The 19940-nt window shown below is 62.4% G+C and carries 19 protein-coding genes; 2 read left to right on the forward strand and 17 right to left on the reverse strand.

Annotation, left to right across the window (positions count from 1 at the left end):
* Nucleotides 1-49 precede the first annotated feature (49 nt).
* Both ACI5KX_RS00590 and ACI5KX_RS00595 read right to left on the reverse strand, forming a co-directional pair.
* The gene (locus ACI5KX_RS00590; protein WP_406808739.1) at nt 50-505 is read right to left on the reverse strand and encodes a hypothetical protein; all 456 of its coding nucleotides are present in this window, start codon (nt 503-505) and stop codon (nt 50-52) included.
* Nucleotides 502-1176: a YggS family pyridoxal phosphate-dependent enzyme gene (locus tag ACI5KX_RS00595; RefSeq protein ID WP_406808740.1), complete on the reverse strand. Its 675-nt coding sequence runs from the start codon at nt 1174-1176 to the stop codon at nt 502-504. The genes ACI5KX_RS00590 and ACI5KX_RS00595 overlap by 4 nt, the downstream gene beginning before the upstream one ends.
* 22 nt (nt 1177-1198) lie before the next feature.
* Between ACI5KX_RS00595 and ACI5KX_RS00600 the strand changes: the two genes are divergently transcribed.
* Together ACI5KX_RS00600 and ACI5KX_RS00605 are read left to right on the forward strand one after the other, a co-directional pair.
* Nucleotides 1199-1735, forward strand: a complete 537-nt coding sequence (locus tag ACI5KX_RS00600; RefSeq protein WP_406808741.1) for a thiamine phosphate synthase — start codon at nt 1199-1201, stop codon at nt 1733-1735.
* Between the two features lie 75 nt (nt 1736-1810).
* Complete coding sequence (locus tag ACI5KX_RS00605; RefSeq protein ID WP_406808742.1) at nt 1811-4180, forward strand: DNA translocase FtsK 4TM domain-containing protein; 2370 nt, start codon at nt 1811-1813, stop codon at nt 4178-4180.
* A 2-nt stretch (nt 4181-4182) separates the two neighbouring features.
* Here ACI5KX_RS00605 and ACI5KX_RS00610 read toward each other — a convergent pair whose 3' ends face one another.
* The 15 genes from ACI5KX_RS00610 to ACI5KX_RS00680 all read right to left on the reverse strand — a co-directional run bounded on the left by ACI5KX_RS00610 (nt 4183) and on the right by ACI5KX_RS00680 (nt 19907).
* Complete coding sequence (locus tag ACI5KX_RS00610; RefSeq protein ID WP_406808743.1) at nt 4183-4758, reverse strand: GDYXXLXY domain-containing protein; 576 nt, start codon at nt 4756-4758, stop codon at nt 4183-4185.
* A complete protein-coding gene (locus tag ACI5KX_RS00615) occupies nt 4755-5537 on the reverse strand; it encodes a hypothetical protein (RefSeq protein WP_406808744.1) in 783 nt (260 codons plus the stop codon). The genes ACI5KX_RS00610 and ACI5KX_RS00615 overlap by 4 nt, the downstream gene beginning before the upstream one ends.
* Nucleotides 5538-5590: 53 nt before the next feature.
* The gene (locus ACI5KX_RS00620) at nt 5591-5935 is read right to left on the reverse strand and encodes a DUF2157 domain-containing protein (protein WP_406808745.1); all 345 of its coding nucleotides are present in this window, start codon (nt 5933-5935) and stop codon (nt 5591-5593) included.
* Nucleotides 5936-5972: 37 nt separating this feature from the next.
* The gene (locus ACI5KX_RS00625; RefSeq protein WP_406808746.1) at nt 5973-10016 is read right to left on the reverse strand and encodes a hypothetical protein; all 4044 of its coding nucleotides are present in this window, start codon (nt 10014-10016) and stop codon (nt 5973-5975) included.
* A complete protein-coding gene (locus tag ACI5KX_RS00630) occupies nt 10013-10804 on the reverse strand; it encodes a hypothetical protein (protein ID WP_406808747.1) in 792 nt (263 codons plus the stop codon). Before ACI5KX_RS00630 ends, ACI5KX_RS00625 begins: the two co-directional genes overlap by 4 nt.
* A gap of 231 nt (nt 10805-11035) precedes the next feature.
* Nucleotides 11036-11572: a DUF4402 domain-containing protein gene (locus tag ACI5KX_RS00635; protein ID WP_406808748.1), complete on the reverse strand. Its 537-nt coding sequence runs from the start codon at nt 11570-11572 to the stop codon at nt 11036-11038.
* A gap of 66 nt (nt 11573-11638) precedes the next feature.
* Nucleotides 11639-12139, reverse strand: a complete 501-nt coding sequence (locus tag ACI5KX_RS00640) for a DUF4402 domain-containing protein (protein WP_406808749.1) — start codon at nt 12137-12139, stop codon at nt 11639-11641.
* 204 nt (nt 12140-12343) lie between these two features.
* Nucleotides 12344-12895, reverse strand: coding sequence for a DUF4402 domain-containing protein (locus tag ACI5KX_RS00645; protein WP_406808750.1), 552 nt, complete (start codon nt 12893-12895; stop codon nt 12344-12346).
* Nucleotides 12896-12912: 17 nt separating this feature from the next.
* Entirely contained in the window at nt 12913-13458 is a 546-nt protein-coding gene (locus ACI5KX_RS00650; protein ID WP_406808751.1) for a DUF4402 domain-containing protein, read from the reverse strand.
* A 180-nt stretch (nt 13459-13638) separates the two neighbouring features.
* Nucleotides 13639-13938 (reverse strand): PilZ domain-containing protein, encoded by a 300-nt coding sequence (locus tag ACI5KX_RS00655; RefSeq protein ID WP_406811288.1) that lies wholly within the window; start codon nt 13936-13938, stop codon nt 13639-13641.
* Between the two features lie 57 nt (nt 13939-13995).
* Complete coding sequence (locus tag ACI5KX_RS00660) at nt 13996-14271, reverse strand: hypothetical protein (protein WP_406808752.1); 276 nt, start codon at nt 14269-14271, stop codon at nt 13996-13998.
* Nucleotides 14272-14710: 439 nt separating this feature from the next.
* Nucleotides 14711-15760 carry a substrate-binding domain-containing protein gene (locus ACI5KX_RS00665; RefSeq protein ID WP_406808753.1) on the reverse strand — a complete coding sequence of 350 codons (1050 nt, stop codon included), beginning with the start codon at nt 15758-15760 and terminating at the stop codon, nt 14711-14713.
* An 81-nt stretch (nt 15761-15841) separates the two neighbouring features.
* On the reverse strand, nt 15842-17233 hold the full coding sequence (locus ACI5KX_RS00670; RefSeq protein WP_406808754.1) for an OprO/OprP family phosphate-selective porin: 1392 nt from the start codon (nt 17231-17233) through the stop codon (nt 15842-15844).
* Nucleotides 17234-17337: 104 nt separating this feature from the next.
* Nucleotides 17338-17736, reverse strand: a complete 399-nt coding sequence (locus tag ACI5KX_RS00675; protein ID WP_406808755.1) for an acyl-CoA thioesterase — start codon at nt 17734-17736, stop codon at nt 17338-17340.
* Nucleotides 17733-19907, reverse strand: a complete 2175-nt coding sequence (locus ACI5KX_RS00680) for a S9 family peptidase (RefSeq protein WP_406808756.1) — start codon at nt 19905-19907, stop codon at nt 17733-17735. Before ACI5KX_RS00680 ends, ACI5KX_RS00675 begins: the two co-directional genes overlap by 4 nt.
* Nucleotides 19908-19940: the final 33 nt, after the last annotated feature.

Raw genomic sequence — 19940 nt, forward strand, 5'->3', positions numbered from 1 at the left:
AACGGTCAGCTTGAAAAGGGAGAAGGGCGCTCTTCGGGGCGCCCTTTTTCTATGCTTCGGTGATGAGCAGCAGCGCGATGCGGTGATCGTCGAAGCACACGAAGCCCCACTCGACCGGTGCGCCTGAGATCGGATTCCACAGGCCGTCATAGCGGTTCGAAACGACGGTGCGCGTGGCCGGATCGAAACAGGCCAGGAGTTCGGAAGCGCAGGCCCGCGCTTCCTTATCGCCGAGCCATGCGCGGCTCGGATTCGAAATATCCTTTGCCAGCGCTTCGCTGAGCTGGGTCAGGGCAGCGCGCTCGCCCGAGGCCTCGGGTGATGCGTCGAGCAGTTCCCAATTGAACCCGATACCCGACAGGCCGAGGCTCACCACGAATTCGTCCGCGATCGTCGAGTGCAAACCGATCGCGCCGAATCGCTCTGTGAATTGGAACGTCGTGCGGGCGCCTTCGTTGAGGCGCCCCTGCCAGCGCTGCCGGAATTGCTCCAGCCCTTCGCTCATGGCGCCGTTTTCTGGCGCGGTCCGAACAGCGCGGTGCCCACACGGATGTGCGTCGCGCCGAGTTGCACGGCGGTTTCGTAATCGCCGCTCATGCCCATGCTCAGTCCCTCGATGCCGTTATCCTCGGCCAGCTTGTAGAGCAGCGCGAAGAACGGCGCAGGTTCGATGTCGGCGGGCGGAATGCACATCAGGCCGGCGATCGGAATATCGGCGGCGCGGACCTTGGCGAGGAAGTCGGGCAATTCCGCGATGGCACAGCCGCCCTTCTGGTCTTCGTCGCCGATATTGACCTGCACGAAGCAGGGCACGCTCTTGCCGCTCTTGTCCATCGCCTTGGCAAGCGCCTTGAGCAGACTCGGACGGTCGAGCGAGTGGATATAGTCGAACAGCTCCACCGCATCTTCGGCCTTGTTCGATTGCAGCTGGCCGATCAGGTGCAGTTCAACATCCGGATAGGCTTCGCTCAGCGCGGGCCATTTCTCCTGTGCCTCCTGCACGCGGTTTTCGCCGAAAACCCGTTGGCCTGCCTCGAGCAGCGGCTCGATCGTCTCGACCGGATGGGTCTTGCTCACCGCGATCAGCGTGATGTCCTCTGGCTTGCGGCGCGAGGGCTTGCACATGCGCTCGATATTGGCGCGAACGGCGGCGAGGCGAGATGCTGCACTTTCCATGACGCGGCGCTATAGGGGCCAAGTGCCGCAAGACCAATCCCTGCCCGACATCTGGCTGATCTCCGACGCCCGGAACGATACCGTGCTTGAGCGATCGCTCAGGCGATTGCCGCGCGGAAGCGGGTTTATCTATCGCCACTACCATCTCGATGGTCCGGAGCGCTTCGAGCGGTTTCTTCATTTGAAACGGGTTGCACGCGCCTGCGATCACATCGTCATCCTCGCCGACAGTGCGCTTACCGCGACCGAGTGGGGCGCAGACGGTATCTATGGTCCCCCACGCGCGCTTTACCCGCGCCGAGAAGGGATGTTGCATCTGGCAACGGCGCATGACCTGCATGACGTCGGCTTGGCGAGCCGATTTGGTTCGAATGCCGTTCTTTTATCGCCCGTTTTTGGTACACGCTCGCATCCTGGCGGGAATACGCTGGGGCGCGTGCGGTTCCGGCTGCTTGCGAGCCATGCCAAGGCGCCTGTCATAGCGCTGGGTGGCATGGATTCGCAACGCGCCTACACGCTCCGATGGCCCCGCTGGGCGGCAATCGACGGGCTCAGCTAGTCGCTCTTTCCTTGACCGCGAGTCCGCTTGGATTCATGGTGTGTTCTATCGATCCCGCCCCTTGGGGAGCTGACCATGGCGAGCCGCGCTATCAACACCCGTAAATCCAACGCCGACTGGCGCGCCGGCTTTCGCCGTTCGGTGCGCCGGATTGCGCAGATGACCGGCGCGGGCGTGTTGCTCGGCGCGATGATCTTCCTCGCGCTCTCACTCGCGAGCTACACCCAGACCGATCCGAGCCCCTCGACCGCAGCGGCGCCCGACCAGGTGAGCAACTGGATGGGGCTCGCCGGTGCCTGGACCGCCGACCGCGCGCTGTTCATCTTCGGCCTGCCTGCGGTGCTGCTTCTGCCCTTGCTTTACATTTCCGCCCGCAAATTGTGGCGCGATGTCGAGAACGAGGAGGCACCCGAAACCACCCGGTGGTGGCTGCCAGCCGGGTTGCTGCTGATCGCCATGGTGCTGCTCGGCACCGTCCTCGCGCTCGCGTTCGACACCCGCACCGGGACGCTTCCCGCGCAGCTCGGCGGGGTGTCGGGGCTGCTCGGCGCAAGCGCGATCGAAGCGATCGCGGAACGGTTCGGCGAGGGCGCTTCGGGCTGGATCATCCTCGGCGCGGCGACCGCCTGCCTGGCCGCCGGTGTCGCGCTGGTGACGCGCGTCTTCGCGATAGATTGGCGCGCGCTGCTGACCCTGCCCGAATTCCTTGGCGAGGCCCTCGGCCGCATTCCTTTCTTCCGCGGCCGCAAGACATCGCGGCTCGCATTCATCGATGACGAGAACGACACGCCCGCACCCAAGGCGCGGCGCAAGACGAAGCCGGAGGTCGCAGCCCCCGAACCCGCTCCGCGCCGCGCACCCGAAATCACCGACCCTTCGGCCCCCCCGAAAAAGGCCGCGCCCGCGAAGACCAGCCAGCGCGACATGTTCGCGACTTTCGACCTGCCGAGCCTCGACCTGCTGGCCGAACCGTCCGAAGATTCCGCACCCAAGCTCGACAAGCTCGCGCTCGAGCGTAACGCCCGCCTGCTCGAAAACGTGCTCGACGATTTCAACGTCAAGGGCGAGATCACCGCGGTGCGCACCGGCCCGGTCGTAACCATGTACGAGCTCGAACCTGCGCCGGGCATCAAGGCCAGCCGCGTGATCGGACTGGCCGAGGATATCGCGCGCAACATGAGCGCGATTTCGGCGCGCGTCTCGCCGATCCCGGGGCGGACCGTGATGGGGATCGAGCTGCCCAATACCGACCGGCAGATGGTGATGCTGAAGGAGCTCGCCGCCTGCGAGGCCTTCGCCAATGCCAAGGGCAACCTGCCGATCATCCTCGGCAAGGATATCGCGGGTGAGCCGATCGTCGCCGATCTTGCTGCGATGCCGCACCTGCTCGTGGCAGGGACCACCGGTTCGGGCAAGTCGGTCGGGCTCAACTGCATCCTGTTGTCGCTGCTCTATCGGTTTACGCCGGGCGAATGCCGCCTGATCCTGATCGATCCCAAGGTGCTCGAGCTCAAGAGCTACGACGACATCCCGCACCTGCTCTCGCCGGTCGTCACCGAGCCGCACAAGAGCGTGCGCGCGCTCAAATGGGCGGTCGAGGAGATGGAACGGCGGTACCGGATGATGAGCTCGATCAATTCGCGCAACATCAACAGCTTCAACGAGAAGGTCCGCGCCGCCGCCGCAAAGGGCAAACCGCTTGGCCGCCGCGTGCAGACCGGGTTCGATCCCGACACGGGCGAGCAGCTTTATGAGGAAGAACAGCTCGATTACGAACCGCTGCCGCAGATCGTGCTGATCGTCGACGAGCTCGCCGACCTGATGGTGACGGTGGGCAAGGAGATCGAGGTCCTGATCCAGCGCCTGTCGCAGAAATCGCGCGCAGCGGGCATTCACCTGATCATGGCGACCCAGCGCCCGTCGGTCGATGTCATCACCGGTGTCATCAAGGCCAACTTGCCGACACGCATCAGCTTCAAGGTCACCAGCCGGATCGACAGCCGCACGATCCTCGGCGAGCAGGGCGCCGAACAGCTGCTCGGACGCGGCGACATGCTCTACAAGCCCAACACCGGCGCGATGGTGCGCGTCCACGGCCCCTTCGTCAGCGACGAGGAAGTCGAGGCGGTGGCCGATTTCTGGCGCGCGCAGGGCGCTCCCGAATATGTCGACGCGGTCACCGAAGAACCGGAAGAGGGCGGCTTCAGCTTCGAGGACGAATTCACCGCCTCGGACAATCCCGAAGAGCGCAAGTATCGCCAGGCGTGCCAGATCGTGATCGAAAACCAGAAGGCATCGGGTTCGTGGCTCCAGCGCCAGATGAGCGTGGGCTACAACACCGCCGCCAAGTGGATCGAACGGATGGAGAGCGAAGGTCTGGTCGGCCCTGCCAACCACGTCGGTCGCCGCGAGATCTTCCGCGACCAGGACGGCAACCCGATCTGACGTTATTCCTCGGACGCCGTTTCGTCCTCGATCTCCGGCGTATCCCGCTCGGCGATTTCTTCGGCGCTTAAGGGACGAAAACGGATGGCGAGCGGCGTGACGGTCCCGTCCTCGCGCACCCTTATGCGCACGATGCCGCGCTTATCCGGATCGCGCATCTCCTCCTGGATTTCGAGCGCGCGGTCCTGACCGGCATAGAGCCGTCCGCGGTTCAGTCCGTCATAGCTGTAGACGCCGTAAGGATTGGCAACTGCAAGATCGGTACATTGCGCGGCTTCGGCATCGTTTTCGATCCGCACCGCCGTCTCGATCACCGGAGCCTCGCCCGAGAGACACAGCCGCTCGATCGGAACGCGCTCCCATGGCGCCAGGTCACGTTCGTCGCTTTCCTCGCGAACCAGCGGCCAATCGTAGGTGAACTCGACATAATGCCCGCGCAGAAGGTCGCGCGGGTCGTACCCCTGGATCGGCACGTCCCATTCGGTGCCCTGCCGGCTCTGGTAGTCGGTAAGCGCCCAAAGCCCGCCGAGACCGAGCGCGGGAAGCGCGATGGCCGCCCAGAGAACCGCGCGGTTCACGCCTCGCCTCCTTCGGGCGGCTCTTCGTCCTCATGCTCCGAACGCGGCGCGAATTCGCGGCTCACCCGCAGTGCGGCGTAAGCGATGCCGATGATCAGCAGGCCCGATACGATCAGGCCGAAGCCGCTCAGCAGCAGGTCGCTGGCGAGCTCGAAACTGAGGACGATGAGACGGAGGGCGATTGCCGCTACGGCGAGCTGGAATACACCGCGCCAGCCCGCGACGAGCGCTGCGGCGGCAATCCCGAGCCACAGCGCCATGAACAGCAGCGCTGCCAGCAGGTCGACATCGTTGGTCCAGTAGGCAAGCGCCATGACAAGCCCTGCGCCCGCGATAATCGCGCCCGACATCATCCCCGAGAGGCCCGGCCGCGCGGCGACAACCAGCGCACCCGCAAGCAGAGCGACCACGGCGCGGACCAGCATTGGTCCGGCTGCCATCAAGCCATCGTCGCCGGAATATCCTCCCATCGATGCAAATGAGGAAGCCAACGACGCCCCGACCACCGCGTAGGTGAGCGCCAGTTGCTCCACTCTGCGCCAGAAATCCGCACGGGTGTCGCGCCCGCGCATGAGTGCAGCGAACGGCGCGAACAGGACAGGTAGCCCGGTCACGAACGCCATCCAGACGAAAGGCGGCTCTTTTTCTTGCTCGCGCAGCCAGCCGAATGTGTCGAGCGTGTAGGTGTAATTCCAGGCGCAATAGATCGCCCCACCGATGACGAGCGCCGCAACCAGCCAGCTGCTGCCCATCAGCAGCAGGATCGGGCCGAACAACAACAGCCAAGCCCCGATTGGTTGCCATAACGGTGAATCTGTCTGGTATACCTGACCTATATGGCCAAAAAAGTGAGCCCGAGCAGCGCTGCTACGAACAACAGCGCCTCGACGGCCCAAGGCGAAGCCGCGGCCAGTTCGTCCCTGCGCCAGACCAGCGCGCCGAGCGACGCCACGATCAGCAGAAGGTGCACCGCAAGACGGATCTGCCCCGGGATGTCCTCCCAGTTCGCGGCCACGACCGAGATCAGTCCGAGCCCGATTGCCAGCGCACCTATGCCATAGACCGCCCACAGCGCCAGCGGGCGGGCATGGTCCTGCTCGTAGGCGAGCAGCCGCGAGCGGGTGTCCGCATCGATCACCCCCGCGGCATGCCAAGCCTCGATTTTGCGCGTGCTCATATCCGGACGCTAGACTGCTCCACGCGTTCGGCCAACCTTAATCGCGGGCCGGGCTTTCCGGCGTAGTACAAGGGCCGACCTTGAGGTCGCGCGAAATGACATCGCCGGTCGGCGCGACCTCGATCCGTTCGGCACCACTCAGGCAGATATTCAGCCGTGCCGCCTGTTCGGGTTCGATAATGACGTCGTAGATCCCGGGCTTTACCTCCTCGAAGAAGTAGTACCCCCCGCGCTCGGTGCGGACGAAATGTTTTGCTTCTCGTGCCTCGTCGACAAGCTGCAGGCGCAGGCCGGATACGCCACGCCCCCCCTTGCCATCGACGAATGCGACAAAGCCTTCGATCTCGCTCAATTCCACGATGGGAATCTCGGTTGTGTGGATCCGTCCCGGGCGCGGCACGATTTCGATTCCTCCGCTCACGGGTGCCATCAGGATATCGGGGAGCGTCGATCGATCGATCCGCACGCTAACGCGGTTTCCGTCGCCGAGCTCTCCGAGCATCGCCAATCCGTCCGCGTCGGTTGTCGAGGCGTTGTTGTAGACCGCAAGGCCGACGCCGGGCAGCTTCCTATCCCCAGCCCCGAATAGGCCGTCCCCATCGGTATCGTGGAAAACCCGCGCCGAGACCGCACCGGAAGAGGCAAGGCCGGGCCGATACATGAATACCTGTTTTCGCTTCGGATCATGACCGAGGCTAAATCCGAGCCTGAGCACGACGGCATAGTCATCTTCCCGGACCCTGTAGCGCCCGTCCAGTGCCAGGGTGAAACGTTCGAACTCTCGGATCGCCGACAGGCCGAAAGTGAAGTCATCGCCAAGAAAATTGTACGCGGTCGAGCCGCGCACTACCGTCCGGTCGTCGAAGGCATAATTCACCTCTCCACTCACGGTTGTAATTTCGGGATCAGGACTGATGCGGTATCCCAGCGAGCCGCGAAACTGCGTATCGGATTGGTTGAAGCTGGCGAGATCGAAGTTGCCGAAGAGCTGGGTGACAGTCGATCCAAACGGCGATTCGTTGCGCGAGAATTCGAAGGTGCTTGATGCCAGCATTCCGGGGATCCGCAACGAACTGCGCAGCGTGGCATTGGTCTGTTTCTGGCCGCTCGCAAATTCGAGGTGGCGGCTGCGGACCGTGATGGGCAGGTAGGTGCCCGAAACCAGCCCGCCGATATTGAGCGAGGTGTTGAAATCGAGCTCGGTTGCGCGGCGCAGTGGCTGGCTGCTGAACGCTCGCGTTTCGTCGATGAACCCGCCGCCATACTCGAAATGGGAGAGCGTAAAGGCTCCCCCGAGCACACGCCCACCGATCCCAAGCCCCATTGCATGGCCACCCCCGTCCGAAATGCCGGCATCGGCGCGCAGTGCGAAGCCGCCAATGCCACTACGCAACCCCATTCCTGCAATCCAGCGATCCTCGCCATCATCTTCGAACAGGGCGCCGTTGGCGACCATGGTCAGGCCGGGTGTCAGGCCGTAGGAGACCTCGACCACTCCCTGCCAATCGCCATAACGGTCGCTCGGGCGGAAGTCCGGCCCGGTCACGCCCAGCAAGTTGACGTTCCGCTGGATCGCACCGAGCGTATAGGTCAATTCGCCTTCGGCCAGTCTTCCGTCGCCCACAGTTATGCGTCGCAGTTCCTCGCGCCGCTGGCCCTGCGGCCCGTAAAAGACCAGCCGGAAAACGTTGAGACCGTAGTCGACCGGGACTTGCAGGAATTCGTATTGCCCGTTCACCGCATCGCGAGTGGAGCCCAACAGGATATTGTTGCGGTACAGCTCGACCTCGTATCCGTCGATTAGCACACCCCGCAGATCGATCCGGTCGAACAGCGAAACGCTGTCGAAAGGCTGGTTGGTGATGTAGGCTCCGCGACCCGTGGCCCCGCGCAAGCCAAGCGCCATAGATGTCGTGGACACATCGCCCAGCTGGAATTCGGTCGCTCGCATGGGCCCCAGCAATTCGGCGTCGGGATCCCTGCGGCCCAGCTCAATCAAAGCTGCAACGAGGCCATCACGGGTCGTCACGCCAAGATAAGACTGGGCGGTCATCCATGCGAGATCGGCAGCCAGCCTCAGATCCATCTCCCCCCTGTCCCCACGGGCGGTGTCCGAAACGCCGCGCAGCTCGATATCCGCCATGGGAACCGAAATCGGAAGATAGGGGGTCTCTTCCCTGGGCCAGCGGCGCTGTTCAGGCACCGCATTGCGAGCGTTCAGAAGCGCCCTGGCATTGTCGCGACGCATGCGTTCCTCGAACGGGAAGGGTTCGAGCGTGGTGAGGAGTACGCGTTGTGCGCGAAGGTCTGCTTTCACCTCAAGCGGGAGGAGCTCGGCAAATGCATCAGCGCGCAGGAAAAGCTCGCCATCGAAGGCCACCGCATATCCCCGAGGCATCGGGCGACTGCCGGAGACTGTGATGAGCGTGCCGCTTCGCAGGTCGATGGTTAGCGTGCGGTCTTCGGAGAGGAACCAGCCGCTGGCGTAATTCCCATCGTCGCTGACACGAATGGCGAGATCAAGGATGCGCCCCAATTCGCCAAGCGGCAGATACACGCCATCGCGATTGCCGTAGGCGATGATAGTATCGTTGACCGGCACGCCCGATACCTGGATCTGCAGGATCAGTTCGTCTTCATAGGTGAAAGTGGGAGTGCTTGAACGGGCCGAAATTGAGGTGGGACCGGAAGCGGAGCCGTCCGCCCCTTCTGCAGCAGAAGCAAGGCTTGAACCGGCATCGCTCAGCGCATCCGCAAGAACTGGACCGCCGGTATCGCCGGGGGAAGGCAGAATTCGGTTCCGGACGGTCGTCACTTCGTTCGGTAACAGCGCCTTGAGGCTCAGCGGCGACTTTCCGGCCCCGGAGCGCTCCGTGTAATCGAGAGAATCAAGCGCGACAGCGACTTTCGGCCTGGTTGTCGAAGCCGACCGTTCCTGGGCCTTTGCCGGAGCTGTCGATTGACCCGGCGCATCACCGACAGAAAGATTTCCGGCATCGGCGACGCGCGCCGCCGGCTTGGGCCGCGGCTCGAAAGGAAGGATCGAACCGTAGAGTTCCTGCGCCTCCGTGTTGGTCGGCAACCTCAGCGATGAGGAAGGTTCGGCGACCGGCGGGGGAGCAACCTCCGCAAGCCGGGTGGCCGATGGCCCGGGACCCGCTTTCGGAACCGGATCGGCCGGCGCTTCGGAGGGCTCTGGCGCAGCCGATCGCGAAACCGGCCGATCGGCGAGTTCGGCAGGGTATTCCGCCGCTTCAAATGCGATAACCGGACGTTCTTCCGCAAGCGGATCGTCAGCCGGCCCGGCGACTTCGATCCTGGTGTCCTCCTGGTCGGCCATGGAAGCTGCAGGCAATTCGGCTTCGGGCAGTGCTACGATGAATGCCGGAGCAGAATCGCTGACCTCTTCGATCGCATCGGCAGGTCCGGGAACAGCCCGATCGATGCCGGCCAGCGCCAATGATTCGATCTCCAGCGCGATGACGATGGGGCCGGAATCCTCTGCCAGCACGGCGATCTCGCCAATTCCGGGAGCATTGCCGCGAGGTTCGTCGGTCGCATCGACGAAATCGGCTGACCGCACCTCCAATCCGGACCGGTCAAGCGGCTCGTCGCCAACCATGGGACCGATGTCGGCGCCCGGCAGGAACAAAGGCCCGTTGCGCGAGAATATGGCGAGGTCGGCTGGTGCGCCCGATCGGTCGTGCTGGTCGACATGCATGGTCTGATCCGGCGCATCGAAGCCGAAGGCCGGCTCGGGCAATTCGATGACGGGGTCTGGAACGAGCGGCGGGGGAACCATCTTGCCGACCAGCGCACGGTCGCTGGTACTGCTCTGCGCCTGCACCTTGGTCCGCATTGAAACCGATTGACCTGCTCGGTCCGCTGCGGGGAGCGTGAACCTCAGTTCCGGGGAATCCTCAGGCGGACGACGGGCAGCCTTCACGAGGGAGGAACGGTCATCCTCATCCCAGCGCATCCGGTCTACGTCCGCACTGGAACGGTGGAGCAACGCGATGCCGACGAGGGCGGGTCCGACCGTGATCGGCGCAATCAGGCGGATTGCGCGGCGTTTGGTCACGGCACGGTGAATTCTTGACTTGCCAGAGTGGAGCCGGGCGAAACGTCATCGTCGAGATATTCGATTTTCAGCCTTGTGCCCGAAGCCAGCAGGGCAGGATCGAATTCCGGGTTCAGGGCAAGCACATAGGGACGCGAGTCCACTTCGGGATAGACCCCGATACCGCGCGCAATCGCAACCGGCTCGCTTTGGCCGGGCATCGTCACGACAAGGTCGCCGTAGGCGGAGCGGGTTCCGCTGCGCTCGATCGTGACGCCGATCATCGGACCTTGCTCGGTCCCGAACATGGCGATCTTGCTGAGACTGACGTCCAGCGTGGTCTCGCCGATCCGTACGATCACCGGGATGGAAATTCCGAAACGCGGGCGGATAAGAACTCCGATCCCGGTTTCGCTGCCTTCCTCGCCGTTTACGGCTTCGTCGATAGAGAAACCGCCTTCGACATCGCGCGGGATGGAAACGACCGAAAAGTGCGAACGGTATTCGCCCGGCGGCAGGTCTGCCGGTGGCCGGGCCATGATCCGCACGGTCTGCGCTTCGTTTCCAAGCAGCGTGACTCGGCGGGGCGACCAACGCAACATCCCGTCTGCAGCTTGCAACCCTTCCGCAGTGACGCCCGCGGGCAGAGAATCGACTGCGAAGATCTGGCCTGTGGGGGACATCACCATATTCGAAATGGTGATCTCGTAGTCCCCTTCATTGGCGGTCTTGTTGTAGATGCCCACGGAGGCGATGCGTTGTCGACCGTCGATTACCACCCGGCGAGGATAGAGATTGATGTCACCCATCCCACCAACCGAACCTTCGGGAGCATTGCTGGCGGTTGCGCTTTGATCCTGTGCCTGCACCGAAATCGAGGGACCGGATACAAAAAAAAGGGCTGCGAGAGCGACAGAAAGCCGCAACGCGGCCCCCGCAGGGCCTCTAAATCTGCACGCGACCCCTTGCATGAAAAACTCCGAATTCCGCTCGATTCTCCCGAATCTATGTAGAATCACTGAGTCGCTGGCAAGAGTCCGCTATTGGAAAATCACAGAGACGGTGAAATCGCCGGTATAACTGCCAGGCGCTTGCCATGCGTCGACATTCAGTGTGCCGCCGATATGGAGATAGTACACGCCATTTGCGTCGAGCCGCGGCCTGCCGTTGTTCGGGAGGTTGTCGGTAATTGTATCGACCTTCATCGTGGCCGTTCCGTTCGAGATCGTGATGGTGTTCGGCAGCAGCACCACGACGGCCCGGTTGGCGGTGCCATCGATCCGGAAAATGGCCTGACCCCGACCGGAAGGCGGCTGGGTCATATTCGTGGTAGTCGCAACTTCGCCGGTGCCGGTGGCAGTGCCATCGGGCGCCACGGTAAGCGTCGATACCGCGGTGGGCTGGGCAAACGCCCCGAAACGCAGTTCCCGCAGCTTCATGAGCCGCGAGGGTTCGATGATTTCAGCTGCTGCAGCCCCCGATGTGCTCGAACTGTCGCCGGGAGCAGCCAGTGCCGCACCGGGGATCGCCGCAGAGGCGATCAACCCTGCGAGGGTTAGCGAAGTGTGAAGCCGCATGATTAATCGAACCCGATGGAGAAAGGGCGCAAACAGCCGGTCGGCCGTCTGCGCCCTTTTCCTCGATCAGTTGTAGGTTGCGGTCACCACGTAGGACCCGGAGTAGACACCCGGGGTCTGGTTGGCTGCAACACTCAGGGTGCCGCCGACGGTGAAGCTGGCTGCTCCCGTGCCATCGAGCGTACCGGTCGCGGGAGCATCGGTGGTGAACGCCATGGTCGCACCACCCAATTCCGCAACCGTACCGCCAGCAGCGACGATGTCGAAGCCGCGGTTGGCGTCGCCCGAAACGGTGAACGCGTCGGCCGATTCAACCGAGGTCGCCACATGCACCGCATCACCGGTGGTCGAGCCCACGCCAGCCTGGTCAACGGTGACGGTGCCCGCAGCGGTGCCAGCGGTAAATGTACCGAAGTCCAGAACGGCGCCCACAGTGTGCGTGATCGTGATCGGAGCAACAACTTCAGCGGTGGCTGCACCGGTCGCGGTGTCGGTGTTGCCCGGCGCGGCAAGCGCGGGAGTCGAAATCGCGGCACCAGCGACCGCAAGAATTGCAAGCTTCTTCAAGTTACTTCCCCTAGTCTCTTCGTTAACTCTGCTCGCTTAGAATGCGAGCGCGACCGAAGGACGAAGCCTTTCGCCTCCTCGCGTCTGGCTTACGTGTTAACCCCTATGTCTTAAGGAAAAGCTGATACATGCTTCACGCAGTGCTAACTATTCCGCCAATCAGGTGAACGAGGATTCCCGGCAAGAATGGTAAGCCCGCAGGACCTATTCGTAGGCGAGCAGCACCGGCAGATCAGCCGAGTAGAAATCGGCAGTCGCCCCGGGAGGAACGATCAGCATGCCCCCGACCAGGAATTCGTCTCGGCCTGCGTCATCGAGATGGCCGGCCCCTCCGGCTTCGGGTCTGCCGATGCTGATGGCTTCAAGGCTGGTCACCTCAAGCGCCTCCCCGAAACGGCTGCCGGTGGCAAAGACATTTGCTGGTAGCTTGATGGTGTACCCGTGGCGCGGCTCTCCGGTCACGGAAAACCGGGCAGGATGCGACGAGCAGCCAGCTGTTGCGCCGCAGGTCGGGCGCACGGATCCGGTATAATTCGTGGCGCCGCCGCGGGCGGAAACCACCACGCCGCCCCCGTTCTGCCGGTCGACCGCAATTGCGCCGAACGCCAAAGCAGCCTGTGGCTGTGCACTGATATTCCGAACGACTCTCGCGCTGGCCTGACCGCTGGCCTGATCGGTATCTTGGGCGCTGGAAGAGACCGGAACAATCGCGATGACCAGTGCTGTGGCGGACAGGATCAGGCGCACGTGGTTCACCGGGACAACCCCTCGCCCTACCTACGGCCGGGGTTGTCGCGATCGACCGATATTACTGCGACGTCGAACGGGATGGGGATGACGATGCTTGCTCCTCCGAAGTCGCGGGTGACATCCAGTCTCGCACCCAACTGGAAGCTTTGCGAGCACACCCGCGTCCTGCAGTTAGGTAGCGATATGCGTATCGCCTGCCCCGGCCTGATCCGCAATGCCTGCGGAAGATCGGTCTCGAATGCGGACAACTTGCCTTCGACCCCGCCGACCCTGACCGGGACCGGCGACGACATCACCAATTCCAACTCTACATCAATGACGTGACGGCTGTTGTTTCCCCGATCATAGAGGACCGTGAAATGCGCCGGCACCGGCGTATTTCCTTCCAGCGGAACGATCGACACATCGATCACGCCGCCATTGGCGCTGATGGTCCGGGATCCGGAGCCAAAAACCATGAAACTGCCGAAGCTCAGCTCTCTATCCGGAACAATCCGCACTTCCGGTGGGGCTGCGCGAACGGATACAGGAAACAAAAAAGCACAAACTAGCAGTAAAGATACCGCCAAGAGTGCTAAGCCACTTTGGTCGGATTTGCTTCTCAATTTCGAACCTTGCGTTGATGTTGGCCAATCAAATACTGCCAACAACACTATAGTTTGTCGAGAGGAGAACATCGCCAGGGCCTTTCGGCGAAGAAACGAAATGCACTCATCCGTTTGATCCGGCTCGGTCCCCTTGTAACTCGTTCAGCTTACTTCGCTGAAAAAACGGCCAAGCTCATCCAGCCGAAAGGTTTCCTCAAAAACGAGCCCATAAAACGGCTCGCGGCGCCACTGGATCCTGGCTGTAATCACCAGTAGCCCCTTAATGGTGAGGCGGATCCGTTCCCTTAATGAGAACCGACCCGGGCAATCTATTTGCGCGCCGGAACGGGAAATGTTCACTAGCCTTGAAGTCTCTGTCCTAGCCCCTGCAGTGATTGCGATCGGGCAGGAAATGGTTAGTCTTATCGGTCGTTTCGAATACGGCTTGTTGACTTCGCTGATGAGTTAATCGACGTCGACGGGACTTCTGAAACGCAGGCCCGCTTCACCGTCCTCTGCTCACACCAGATCAACATCGTGCCGCTCGCCGGTTTCGGTTTCCAGGACCAGGTTATCTTCATCGGGAATCGGTAGCAACGTCCTGATCTTAACCCCCATGGCTGATATATTGCGCACCACGCACAAGAACTCCTCACCGCTCGTGATCAGCTTAGCAGCGCGGATCAAAAGCGAGACTCGTGGGGTTTCCCGCTGTTCGCCAAATTGAGACCAAAGGACTCTACCCTGACCAACTTGCTCTAGCTTTCCCACAGATTCGGTTTGCTTGCGACCCATTAGACACTCGGATTTTCCAAAGACGATTTGGGCAATGAATAGTGCAAACCTTGTTACTTTTAAATAAACTTAAGCTGCATCGACAGTCGCCAGACACAGAAATCTTCCACCGTTTTCTTATTGGTACGCTAGAGAGTATCTGGAATATCGGTAAGGCACACGAATTGCATTCAACTTGGAGCATCCATCCCTTCCCAAAGGTCTACCACTAGGAACGCGATTTTCCCGTTTCTGCGCCGATCTGCAAAAATAGGAGATGAAACGGTTCGCATTATTCTGCGGGTCTATTATTGTTAAGAAAGTCCCGCTAGCCCGAGGTAAACGCCCACCCCGGGATCGAAATCCAGAACATCAACCAGGAGGGGCTCAAGGCCCGGTTGGCGATGGCGGGCGAGGACTTCAGCTAGGCGCCGCAGCCCAAGCCCGCCGATTGCCGGAATCAGCCGCCGAGTTCTTCCTTGGTGATCGCGACCTGTTCGTTCACGCGGCGCTCGTTGTCCGCCATCACGTCATCGGGCGAAGCGACGAGGCCGATTTCGGCAAGCGGGCCGTCCGCCTTCCAGCTCTTGACCCATTCCTGCAGGAACGCTTCGAGGCCGGGGATGGCGCGAATGTGAGCCTTCTTGACGTAGACATAGAGCGGGCGCGCGCCCGGGTACTGGAAGCTCGCGATGTTTTCGTAAGTCGGATCGACCCCGTTCATCGGCAGGCCCTGCACCTTGTCGAGGTTCTCTTCGAGATAGGAATAACCGAAGATGCCGACCGACCGCGGGTTGCCCTCAATCTTCTGGACGATGAGGTTGTCCTGCTCGCCCTGGTCGACATAGGCGCCGTCCGAACGCACTTCGGTGCAGATCGTCTGGTGGCGGTCTTCGTCTTCTTCCTTGAGCGCCTTCATCTCGGGATTGCTGTCGCACCCGGCCTCGAGCACCAGCTCCTTGAGCGCGTCGCGCGTGCCCGACGTGCTCGGCGGACCGTAAACGAGGATCGGCTCGGCCGGCAGCGAAGGATCGACGTCGGCCCAGGTCTTGGCGGTCTGTTCACCGCCATACGGATTGGCAGCCAGCGCTTCGTAGACGATCTTGGGCGAGAGGTTGAGCATGATGCCCCCCTTCGCCGAAGCGAACGCGATCCCGTCCAGACCGACCTGAAGCTCGATGACCTCTTCGACGCCGTTGGCCTGGCAACGTTCGAATTCGGAAACCTTCATGCGGCGCGAGGCATTCGCCATATCGGGGGTGTCCGGGCCGAGACCCGAGCAGAACAGCTGGATACCGCCGCCGGTGCCGGTCGATTCGATCAGCGGCGATGCGAAGCCCGTGTTCGAGCGCGCGAAGCTCTCCGCGACCTGCTTGGCGAAGGGATAAACGGTCGACGAACCGACCGCGCGGATCGATTCGCGCGTGCTGCTGCCGCCGCCGGTGCTGTCGCAGGCAACGAGCGAGAGAGTGGCGGCGAGAGCAAGGGTAATTGTGCTTGGCGATTTCATGGAAGTCATCCTTTGATCAGGGTTGCCGGGTCGTTATCGGCAAGATGTAACAGGCATGTGACAAATCCGACGCGTGGCCGATCAAAAATCGATCTGCGCGCGCATCGCGAAGGTATCGACGCCATAGTCGCGCAGCCCGGAGGCGGCTGCGAATACGGCATCGGAATATTCGAGCCGCCCGTAATTGGCGAGCAGCATGGTGTAATCGGTCGGCTTCCACACCAGCGAGGCCATGTACCCGTCCTGCGTTCCGCCAACGATCCCCGCATCGCTCAGGTCGAGCCGGTCGTAGCGCAGGTTGAACTGGAGCGAGCCCATGCCGCCCTCGCCGACCGGGTTGGCCGGTTTGGTGCGGTCGAATTTCCCGCCCTTGTAGCCACGCGTGTCACCCTTGGTCAGGAAATACCCGGCCTCGATCGAGCCGCCGAAGAAGGTGGGGTTGTCCATCGCGCCCGGTATGCGGACATTCTGCCAGTACGCTTCGGCAGCAGCGTGGAACGGGCCGGAAATGAATGCCGCCTCGGTGCCGATGCCGAATTCGCTCGTCGCGTCGAGATTGCCGGTGTTGACGAAACGTTCGGAGCTGAAATGCACCAGCGGGCGCTGGCGATAGCGCACCGTAGAACCTGATTCGAGATCGCTGTAGTGCACCGATCCGCCGAGGTGGATTTGCGTGTCGCCGAGCTTGGGCATGAAGACGGCCCGCCCGTCCGCGCTCCAGTTCTTGTTCGAGAGGTTGGCCATGTTGTCGGTGAACACGCCGCCCTGAAGCAGCACGTCGCCGCTGCCGTATTCGACCGCGACACCGACGCGGCGCTCGAACACGAATGCGTCGGTGAAGGCCGACCGCTCGATGAAGCTGGTGTGGAGGCTGCTGGTGAGTTCCTCGAGACCCTGGAAGGTGTTTAGCTGGCCGACCATGATCTCGGCATCGCCCGCCTCGTAGGAAATGATCGCATCGGTAACGGTGAGGTCGCCGCCCGCAAAATCGAACTCGAACTTGTAGCCGAAGCCGCCCGGCATGTCGCCCGACGCGCCCAGGCGCGCGCGACGCGCTTCGCTGCCGAACCCGTCTTCGCGTCCGGTCGAGTCGGGGGCAGATACGATCCCGGCATCGAATTGCAGGCGCCCGCGCGGCTTGAAGCTCCAGCCGCCCTTGTCCTTGATTTCGGGCATGCCCTTGAAGGCGATCGACGCGCCCTCGCTCGCTTCCGCCTTGGCCGCGACAGCCTCGGCCTTGGCGGCTTCGGCAACAGCCACTGCTGCGCTTGCCTGCGCGGTGGCGGCGGTCGCTTCGGCTTCGGCTTCAGCGAGTTCTGCCTCTAGCGCGTCCATGCGCTGGGCCATGGCGGCCATGTCCGCGCGCATCTGCGCGAGTTCTTCACGCAGGGTGTCGGCATCCTGCGCTGCAACCGGGCTGGCGGCAACGGCTAGCGCGCTAGCAAGCGCGAAATACGAAGTTCTGATGGTCATTGCACACTCGATTGTGACTGAGTTGCGACGCCCCTATGACCGGCATGTGAAACGTATGTGACAAAACCGACGGCTATTTATCCACACCACCCGCGCCCGATTCACTAGCTTTCGAGAAAGGGCGCGATCACCTCGCGCCGGACCCGCGCAAGCCTCTGAGATTGCTTGTCGAGCATCGCCCAGGTGGTCTGCGCCGACACCAGCGTCTTGCCATCGGCATCGGTGAATTCGACATGCCGCACCGATTGCGCCCCGCGCGGCTCTCCCGGAATCCAAGTCTCGCCGGTCGCGATTTCGCCCTCGGCAATATTGCCGCGATAGTCGATCTCGTGGCGGGTCACGACCCAGAAGAACTGCTCGCGATGCTCAGCGGCCGCGACCGCCTCCCAATGCGCGGTCGCGAGGTTCTGGATCCACTGCACCCAGACCGAATTGTTGACGTGGCCAAGCTCGTCGATGTGCTCGGGCGCAGCGGTAAAGGTCTTGGTGAAGCGACGGGTCACTCGCCCTCTGCTTTCTCCGCCATCCCCATCTGCCACAGGATGAACGCAAACTCCTCCGCCGTTTCGTACAGCGAGTTCCACCGCCCAGACTTGCCGCCGTGGCCTGCGCCCATATTGGTCTTCATCAGCAGGACGTTGTCGTCGGTTTTGTATTCACGCAGCTTGGCGACCCATTTGGCGGGTTCCCAATAGGTGACGCGCGGATCGTTGAGACCGGCGGTGACCAGCATCGGCGGATAATCCTGCGCGGAGACCTGATCGTAGGGCGAGTAGGAGAGGATGTAGGCGAACGCCTGCTTGCTTTCGATCGGATTGCCCCATTCCTGCCATTCGCCGGGCGTCAGCGGCAGCTCGGTGTTGAGCATCGTGTTCAGCACGTCGACGAAGGGCACGTGCGCCACGACTGCGCCATATTGCGCGGGGTCCTGATTGACGATCGCGCCCATCAGCTCGCCGCCGGCCGAACCACCGCTCGCGGTCACCTTGCCTTCGGCGGTGTAGCCGCGCTCGATCAGCCCGCGCCCGACATCGACGAAATCGTTGAAGGTGTTGGTGCGTTCGTAGAGCTTGCCCTGCAGATACCAGCGCCGCCCGAGATCGTCGCCGCCGCGGATGTGCGCGATGGCATAGGCGAAGCCGCGATCGACAAGGCTGAGCCGCGTGGTCGAAAAGCCCGGTGGAACGGCATAGCCATAGGCGCCATAGGCATAGAGATGCAGCGGCCCGCCCGGCTCGCGATCCTTGCGCATCAGGATGCTGACCGGGACCATCGTCCCGTCGCGCGCCTGGATCTCCGTCCGCTCGGTCACATACAATGAGGCGTCGTAGCCGCTCGGGATTTCCTGCTGCTTGAGCAGTTCGAGCGAGGCGCTCGCCACGTCGTAATCATAAACCGAATCCGGCGTGATCATGCTTTCGTAGGCGAGCCGCAGCTTCGTCTGGTCGTATTCGGGATTGTTCGAGAGGCCCGCGGTGTAGCTCGCTTCGGGAAGCGCGATCGGCTGCGCTTCGGTCGGCGCGTCGTAGGTGCGCAACTGCACCTGGTCGAGACCATTCAGGCGCCCTTCGGTCACAAAGAAGCCTTTGAACAGCTCGAAATCGGTGAGGTAGAACTCGTCCGATCCCGCGATCACCGTCTCCCATGCGCCGGGATTGTCGAGCGAGGCCCTGGCGAGACGGAAGTTGATGTGTTCGTCATTGGTCCAGACCCACAACTCGCCTTCACGGATGTCGACGCTGTATTCGACGCCCTTTGTGCGCGGCTTGACCAGAACCTGCTCGGCGGTGGGGTTGTCCGCCGGAACGAAGCGGATCTCGCTCGTCTCGTTGTCGCCGGTCGAGATGATCAGGTAGTCTTCCTGCGCCGAAAGCCCCGCGCCGACGCGGAACGAGATATCGTCCTCGGTAAAGATCTCGACATCGTCTTCGACCGGCGTGCCGATCGTGTGCAGGCGGACGTTGTTGACCCGCCAATTGTCGTCGACCTTGCCATAGGCCAGCACCGTGTCGCCCTTGAGCCAGGTGAGGCCCGAGAGTGTCTCGGGAATTTCATCGGGCAACAGTTCGCCGGTTTGCAGGTCCTTGATCCGCGCGGTGAAGCGCTCGGAGCCGTTGGTGTCGGTCGAATAGGCGAGATAACGCCCGTTCTTGCTCACCGAGAGCGCGCCGAGGCGGAAATATTCGAGTCCCTCGGCCAGCGCGGTTTCGTCGAGGATCAGTTGCGGATCACCCCCGGCGACAGGCTTGCGGTAGTGCTTGCGATACTGCGCGCCTTCTTCGAATTCGGACCAGTAGAGATACTCGCCCCGGCGCTGCGGCACGGTCGAATCGTCTTCCTTGATCCGCGCGCGCATCTCGGTGAACAGCGCCTCGGTCAGCTCCTTTTGCGAAGCCATGTTGGCCTCGAACCAGGCGTTCTCGGCCTTGAGATAATCGAGCACGTCCTCGTCGTCGACGGTCGGATAGGACTTGTCGTAGAGCCAGTCATACGGATCGGAAATCGTGATCCCGTGATAGGTGTAGCTGTGCTCGCGCTTCTCGGCGCGTGGCGGGCTTGTGGGCGTAGAGGTGGATGCCTCGCTGGTCACTTCGGTTGAGTCCTCGTTTGCAATTGCCGGAGTTGCGACGATCAGGGCGGCGATGGTCGCTGACGCGGTCAGGATCGATTTCATCGGGGAGATGCTCCTTTGCGCAGGTTACCACTT

The sequence above is a fragment of the Erythrobacter sp. GH1-10 genome, assembly GCF_045363165.1.
Classification (GTDB): domain Bacteria; phylum Pseudomonadota; class Alphaproteobacteria; order Sphingomonadales; family Sphingomonadaceae; genus Erythrobacter.

What these genes read in the sequence shown, in the direction of transcription:
- ACI5KX_RS00635 (WP_406808748.1), bottom strand. Translation starts at nt 11,572, where the DNA reads ATGCGGCTTCACACTTCGCTAACCCTCGCAGGGTTGATCGCCTCTGCG.
- ACI5KX_RS00630 (WP_406808747.1), bottom strand. Translation starts at nt 10,804, where the DNA reads ATGGGTGACATCAATCTCTATCCTCGCCGGGTGGTAATCGACGGTCGA.
- ACI5KX_RS00680 (WP_406808756.1), bottom strand. Translation starts at nt 19,907, where the DNA reads ATGAAATCGATCCTGACCGCGTCAGCGACCATCGCCGCCCTGATCGTC.
- ACI5KX_RS00665 (WP_406808753.1), bottom strand. Translation starts at nt 15,760, where the DNA reads ATGAAATCGCCAAGCACAATTACCCTTGCTCTCGCCGCCACTCTCTCG.
- ACI5KX_RS00670 (WP_406808754.1), bottom strand. Translation starts at nt 17,233, where the DNA reads ATGACCATCAGAACTTCGTATTTCGCGCTTGCTAGCGCGCTAGCCGTT.
- ACI5KX_RS00605 (WP_406808742.1), top strand. Translation starts at nt 1,811, where the DNA reads ATGGCGAGCCGCGCTATCAACACCCGTAAATCCAACGCCGACTGGCGC.
- ACI5KX_RS00620 (WP_406808745.1), bottom strand. Translation starts at nt 5,935, where the DNA reads ATGAGCACGCGCAAAATCGAGGCTTGGCATGCCGCGGGGGTGATCGAT.
- ACI5KX_RS00595 (WP_406808740.1), bottom strand. Translation starts at nt 1,176, where the DNA reads ATGGAAAGTGCAGCATCTCGCCTCGCCGCCGTTCGCGCCAATATCGAG.
- ACI5KX_RS00590 (WP_406808739.1), bottom strand. Translation starts at nt 505, where the DNA reads ATGAGCGAAGGGCTGGAGCAATTCCGGCAGCGCTGGCAGGGGCGCCTC.
- ACI5KX_RS00660 (WP_406808752.1), bottom strand. Translation starts at nt 14,271, where the DNA reads ATGGGTCGCAAGCAAACCGAATCTGTGGGAAAGCTAGAGCAAGTTGGT.